The following is a 6,114-nucleotide window of genomic DNA, read 5'->3' as shown; positions in this document are numbered from 1 at the left end:
CAGGTCGCCGATGTGGGGGTGTCCGCGCGAGCGGTTGGCCCCACATCGGCGACCTGGCGTGTGTCAGCGTGCTCTCGACCGCGTCGGACCGGCGGATGTCACCGGCCGCAGCCCGGCGGGCCGTACGAAGATCGACCGTCGGGCGATCGCGTCCAGTCGCGGCCCCACCTCGTAGCCGTCGAGCCAGACCCACCCGTCATAGGTAGGCCAGTCGAGAACGCGGATGACGCGGAAGAGGATCGGCCGGCTGAACTGGACACTCGCCGCGCGGGTGACCTGAAGCAGGTCACCCGCCCGCACGGCCGCCTGGTTTCCGGTCGCGCCACGCCTTGAGATGATCACTCGCCTCGACCAGCCGGGGGCACGAACCATCCGGGCCGCACCTGGTGCAGACGTTGCGATGATGGAAGTCGATCACGTAGGTCGCCATCGTCACGAGAAACGGCGGCTCGGGTCGGGGCTGCTCACCCATCATGGCGACCACCCCGCTGGGGTGACGACGTGCCATTCTCTGTCCTCGACGTGGGCGGCGTGGTGAGCCGGTGGGCCCCGGTGCGATCCGGGAACCGGGTCCGCTCCACGACGTCAAGGGGCTCGTCCGGTCGGTGAAACCACTTCCAACGGCACATTGCCTGCCTCCCGAGATCAATGCAAGTAGGGCATCTACCAGGCAGAATTCAGGACTGTCGAAGCTGTGTGCAACACTCCACACGAGACGTTCATGCTGAGATGCATCTTTGCGATGACGATGCGAGGGGCGTCTCACGAGGCGTCAGATGACGGCTCAGTGTGAGACGAGGAGGCGGACGCCGATGACCGAGGTGGGATCGACTGTTCCAAGGCGAGAGCTCGGACGACTGCTGCGGCAAAGTAGGGAGCGGGCTGGGATAGGCCTCGAAGCCGCAGCCTCCGATCTTGAGTGGTCGCGGGCGAAGATGTATCGCATCGAGTCCGGGCAGACCCCCATGCGAGCGCTGGACGTCGAGCAGATGTGCCGGCTCTATGGCGCCTCCGACGAGATGACCGAGGTCCTGGTGAGCCTTGCCAGGGAGTCCAAGAGCAAGGGTTGGTACCACGCTTACGGCGAGATCATCCCGAGATGGTTCGAGCTCTATGTCGGACTGGAGTCGGCCGCCTGCCGTATCCGGACGTACGAACACGCCTTGGTGCCCGGCCTGTTGCAGACACCGACTTATACGGCCGAGGTTATTCGAACCCGCCAGGGCGTCTCCGACGACGAGGTCGCAAAGGTTGTGGGGCTCAGGACCGAGCGGCAGCGCCTACTGACCCGCAAGCGACCGGCCGCGCCTGCTCTAGATGTGATCATCGAGGAGGCGGTGCTGCACAGGCGTGTGCGCGGCATGGCTGAGCAGATTGAGCGGCTGATCGCCGCGGGCGCATCGCCAAGCGTGTCTGTCCGGCTCGTGCCGCTTGGCGAAGGCCTGAGCCGAGCAGCAATTGCTGGCAGCTTCGTGATGCTCGACTTTCCGACGAGCGGAGCCAGGTCAGCCGAACCGACGACGGTCTACAAGGAGGGATTGTCGGGAGCGTTGTATCTCGATCGGCTCGAGGAAGTCATAGAGTACGCCGAGGTGTGGAATGGTCTCACAGCCCGCGCGTTGAGCGCCGATGATTCCTGCAGGCTCATGCGAGAAATCAAGGAGAGGCACCATGACTGACCTGACTGGGGCGATGTGGCGCAAGAGCACCAGGAGCAGCGACTCCGGCAACTGCGTGGAGGTCGCCGACAACCTTCCTCATCTCGTGGCCGTCCGGGACAGCAAGGACGTCGAGGGGCCGGCGCTCACCTTCGCCCCGGCGGCCTGGGCCGCGTTCGTCAGCCGCGCCAAGGCGGTGGAGCACGCCGGCCTCTGATCGACTCGACTTCGTGGATATCGGGGTGTCCAGCGCGCGGGACACCCCGATGTCGGTGAACCGGAGTTGATCAAGCGCCGGTGTCGGCGTGTCAGTCCTTCGGGACGGCGTCGACCAGGAACACCTGGTCGGGTTGGCCCGTGCACGGCTCGGCTGCGGCCTCGGCCGGCACCTCCGTGTCGTCGTCGCGGATGCCCACGCACAGGTCACTGCCCGCCGGTCGCATCCGGTACGCGTCCGACGTCGTACCGGTCGGCTCGAAGCGGAACAGTTGGTCCCAGGAGTCGGTGCGGCACTGGTGCTGGGGCTCGATGAGGTTCCGCCCGGGATCCTCGCGCCGCACCGTGAGGCAGCCGACCCCGTTGATCGGGTGCTCCCACCTGACGAAGTACATGCCGTCGGTCACCGGCACCAGGTAGGTCTCCGGCGGTGTGGCGCCCGCGCAGGGGCGCTGGGCCGCCACCTCGCTCTCGTATCGACCGCTGCGATCGCGCCCCTCGCTGATACAGAGCTGCGGGTCACGGGCGAGATGGATCCGGCTCCGACCACTGGCCGGCGATCGCTGGCCGGCTCCGGACGTCGTTCCGCCGGCCGGGGCGCTGCCCGTCGGCGACTGGCCGACGGCGGGCTTCTCCGACGTCCGACGCTCGTTGTCGTCGGGCCACCAGAAGAAGGCGCCGACGCCGACCAGCAGAGTGGACACGACGAGCAGCGCCAGCGGCACGGGCCGGGCGAACCAGCGCGGTCGTGCCTCATCTGGGCTGCCGGTCAGCACATCGCCCGTGCTCGCTCCGACCGACGCTTCCACAGTTGGATCAGCGGAGGCGTACGCGCCCGCCGCCAACCTGTCCCGCGCGCGCAACCACTCGTCGACCTGGTCACCCGCGCCGCAAGCACGCACGAACGCCGCCAGCACCTCGGGTCGCGGCAATGTGGACCGGCGCAGGATGTCGGCGGCGGTGCTGCGGGCCAGCACGTCGCCGGCGGCGACCGCGTGCTGTTCCAGTTGCCGGAACGTCAGCCGGGACCGGTCCTTGAGGTGGCGCAGCAGGTCGACGAACTCGGCCGGGTCGGCCGCCTCGCCCGGTCGAAGCTCCCCCGTGGTCATCGCCTGATTCTGCTGACCGCACACGCCTTGGAGCAAGTCGTCACGGCGTCTGTCCGAGGTGGTCGGACAAAACCCGGACAGGTGGCCCTGAGCTGCGTGGACACCGCAGCGCCCGGAGCAGGGCATTGTTCGGGGCGACCCGGTTATCTAGCGTTTTCGTCGATGGCCGCGGCGCTTGGCCCGTACGGGCCGTCGGGTTCGAACCGGGGCCGGTCCGAACGCGACCACATCAACGACACGGGGGAGATCCGATGATTGACGCTGTCCGAGATCCGGTGCCGCGGGCTGCCACCGCGGGGGAGTACGTGGCGTCGCTCCGGGACGTGCGACGACGCTCCGGCCTGACGTACCGGGAGATCTCCCGCCAGGCCTCGGCGGCCGGGCACTGGCTGCCGCCGAGCACCCTCGCCACCATGCTGGGGCGCAACACCCTGCCCCGCGAGCGGACCGTCGTGGCGTTGCTCGCCGCCTGCGGCACGTCCGCGTCCGAGGTCGAACGGTGGCTCGACCTCCGCCGCGACATCGAGGCTCACCTCAGCGAGCCGACGCGCCCCACCGGCCTACCGGCGCCGGGTGAGCCGACGAACCCCGCGCCGCCGGCCTCCGCTCCGGTGTCCGTCGAGGCGGCCGGTCCTCGCCGGTCCACCGACCGACCGCGAGCGGCGACCCGGTCGGCGCGTCGCCGGCTGTCACTGGGAGCGCTGGCATTGGTGGGAGCGCTGACGGTGGGCGCGCTGCTGCCCGTCGGCGACGTCCTGACCCCCGGGTCCAGCGGCGCGGGATCGAGCGGCCCGTGTCCCCTCGTCCTGCGCCAGGGCATGTACGGCCCCTGCGTGCTGGATCTCCAGGACCGGCTGGCGGCGAGCGGGTTACGCGTGCCCGTCGATGGGTGGTTCGGCCCCGACACGACCAGCCGGGTGATCGCCTTCCAGGCGTTGGCCGCCCTGGAGGTCAGCGGCACGGTGGATCGGCAGGTGCTCGACGCTCTCCAGGACAACTCGGTGTCGCCCGCCGCGTGGACGGAGGACCGGGTCAGCAAGTACCTCCGGGCACGGTTCCCGGAGGGCCCGTCCGAGGCGGTGCGGCTGGCCCGGTGTCTGTCCGGACTGGATCCGCTGCGGGTGGAGGTGACCGGCGACGGGTCGCGGCGCTGGGGCCTGTTCCAGTTCAGCGACATGGAGCTGTCACGCCTCGGCGTCGACCGCCGGACCGCGCTGGACCCGGGTTGGAACATCGGGGCGGCACGCGACGTCTGGTCGCGTACCGGCGACTTCCGGCACTGGGACTGCCCGCCGGCACCGTGACGCCCCCGTGTCGCGTGGGGCTGTGGCGCCGCGGGTCGATCGGTGGGGTCATGGAGAGCCTTTCCGTTCCGGAGGCGGCGAACGACCAGCTCGTTGCCGTGAGGATCGGCTCACCGTAGGAGCGCCCGCCCTGTTCGCAGCTCCCGAACAGGAGTTCGGGTTGGTGTCGTACGGGCAGATCAGCGCGACGGGCGGCGGCCCGGAGCGGGTGTCCGCTCCGGGCCGCCGTCTCGGGTGTCGCTCAGGTCGTCTGGCGGCGGGTCTTCAGGGCGGTGTCGATCAGTTCCCACACCGCCACCACGGCGGCGCTCAGCGCGATGATGGCCGCGAGGATCTCGCGATTGTCCGCGACCGCCAGCCAGTCGAGCCGCTCGCCGAGGGCCGGGTTGAGCAGTCGGTCGGAGAGCGCCAGCCACACCACCGGCACCGTGAACGCCAGGTTGAGCAGCGCCTTCGTCGCGAACAGCCGCCAGGTCCAGCGCCCGATCCGGTACTTGACGATCTCGAACACCACATCGAGGGCGAGTACGCCGATCAGCGCCGGCAGCCAGAACGACCAGAGGGCCGGGTCGAGGATCGGGATGTTGTCGCCGTCGGTGGTACGCACCCACGACTGGTAGTGCTGCAACGGTAGGTAGGCGATGAACACCATCAGCATCACGACCGACGCGATGGTGTCGACGAGTGAGACGTCGCGGTGCGCGGGGACGTCGGGCAGCTCGTCGACGGTCCAGTCGGGCAGGTCGATGGTGGGCTGCGACCGCTCGATGAGGACGAACGTCAGGGTGAGCCAGAAGCAGATGTGCACCGCCACGTGCAGGGCGACGACGAGGCCTGGGCCGATGGCGCCGAATCCCTTGCCCTCGACGACCGCGACGACCGCGACGACCGTCCCGGCGAGCGCCGGGATGAAGCTGAGCAGCAGCTTCAGCAGTCGCAGCCAGACCAGGTAGTAGGTGGGACCGAGGAGCTGGAGCCGGCGGTCGGCGTAGCGGGCGGCCAGGCGATCGGGGTTGCCCAGTTCGGTGAGCACCTCCCGCTCGGCGGCTGCCGCGTCCGCGCCGCCCCCGGCCCGGTCCTCGATCATGTCCTCGATCGAGGCGCGTAGCTCGGTGGCGATTTCGTCGCGGCGCTGGGCGGGTACCGATCGCAGGGTGGCGGCCAGGTAGCGGTCAGTCAGTGTGTTCATCGGTCCACTCCTTGGATCAGCCCGGTGATGGAGGTCTGTACGGCGGCGAGGTCGTCCAGGAGTCGACTCAGCATCGACTCGCCCTCGTCACTGGTCCGGTAGAACTTGCGCGGCCGGCTCTCCTCGGTGTTCCACTCGCTGGTCAGCAGGCCTTGGTCTTCCAGGCGGCGCAGCAGCGGGTAGAGCGTGTTGGCGTCCACCGGAAAGCCGTGGTCGGTGAGCCGTTGCAGCAGTGCGTAGCCGTAGTCCGGTCGACGCAGCGCGACCAGGCTGGCCACCACGACGGTGCCTCGACGCAACTCCTGGAGGTGCGTCCGTAGAACATCCTCGCTAACCATGTGTCACACCATACTGTGTGCCACACACTATTGTCTATCACCACATTAATGTGTGCGGTCGCGAGGGTGGCGGCGTTGGGGGTGCTGAGTCGGGAGTGCTGAGCCGGGAGGGCGCGCCTCGACGCCGGGCGGCGGTCCTCCGCTCGTCCTTTGCTCTGCTTCAACCGACGCAACACGAAGGGTCCGTAGGTGTCGCCTCCGTTGAAGCAGAGCAAAGGGGGCGTTAGGCATACCTGGCCCCTGGCGCGCCCGGCGCACGGCGCGCCCGGCGCACGGCGCGCCCGGCGCACGGCGCGCCCG

At 69.2% G+C, this 6,114-nt stretch carries 7 protein-coding genes; 3 read left to right on the top strand and 4 right to left on the bottom strand.

Annotated features, from left to right (window positions below):
- Positions 1 to 63: 63 nt before the first annotated feature.
- Entirely contained in the window at positions 64 to 300 is a 237-nt protein-coding gene (locus tag ABZV06_RS31805) for a hypothetical protein (protein ID WP_355248803.1), read from the bottom strand.
- A 512-nt stretch (positions 301 to 812) separates the two neighbouring features.
- Here ABZV06_RS31805 and ABZV06_RS31800 point away from each other — a divergent pair.
- Both ABZV06_RS31800 and ABZV06_RS31795 read left to right on the top strand, forming a co-directional pair.
- Positions 813 to 1,679, top strand: coding sequence for a helix-turn-helix transcriptional regulator (locus ABZV06_RS31800; RefSeq protein WP_355248750.1), 867 nt, complete (start codon positions 813 to 815; stop codon positions 1,677 to 1,679).
- Positions 1,672 to 1,875 (top strand): DUF397 domain-containing protein, encoded by a 204-nt coding sequence (locus ABZV06_RS31795; protein ID WP_355248747.1) that lies wholly within the window; start codon positions 1,672 to 1,674, stop codon positions 1,873 to 1,875. The genes ABZV06_RS31800 and ABZV06_RS31795 overlap by 8 nt, the downstream gene beginning before the upstream one ends.
- A 91-nt stretch (positions 1,876 to 1,966) precedes the next feature.
- Here ABZV06_RS31795 and ABZV06_RS31790 read toward each other — a convergent pair whose 3' ends face one another.
- Complete coding sequence (locus ABZV06_RS31790) at positions 1,967 to 2,983, bottom strand: helix-turn-helix domain-containing protein (RefSeq protein WP_355625953.1); 1,017 nt, start codon at positions 2,981 to 2,983, stop codon at positions 1,967 to 1,969.
- Between the two features lie 251 nt (positions 2,984 to 3,234).
- On the opposite strand from ABZV06_RS31790, the gene ABZV06_RS31785 reads away from it, so the two are divergent.
- Positions 3,235 to 4,287 carry a peptidoglycan-binding protein gene (locus ABZV06_RS31785; RefSeq protein WP_355248741.1) on the top strand — a complete coding sequence of 351 codons (1,053 nt, stop codon included), beginning with the start codon at positions 3,235 to 3,237 and terminating at the stop codon, positions 4,285 to 4,287.
- Positions 4,288 to 4,528: 241 nt separating this feature from the next.
- Here ABZV06_RS31785 and ABZV06_RS31780 read toward each other — a convergent pair whose 3' ends face one another.
- Positions 4,529 to 5,476 carry a permease prefix domain 1-containing protein gene (locus ABZV06_RS31780; protein ID WP_355248738.1) on the bottom strand — a complete coding sequence of 316 codons (948 nt, stop codon included), beginning with the start codon at positions 5,474 to 5,476 and terminating at the stop codon, positions 4,529 to 4,531.
- Positions 5,473 to 5,814, bottom strand: a complete 342-nt coding sequence (locus tag ABZV06_RS31775) for a PadR family transcriptional regulator (RefSeq protein ID WP_110564981.1) — start codon at positions 5,812 to 5,814, stop codon at positions 5,473 to 5,475. Before ABZV06_RS31775 ends, ABZV06_RS31780 begins: the two co-directional genes overlap by 4 nt.
- Positions 5,815 to 6,114 lie beyond the last annotated feature (300 nt).

The organism is Micromonospora sp. NPDC005172 (genome assembly GCF_040608555.1).
GTDB lineage: Bacteria > Actinomycetota > Actinomycetes > Mycobacteriales > Micromonosporaceae > Micromonospora.
This window is presented reverse-complemented; position numbering and strand designations above follow the sequence as displayed.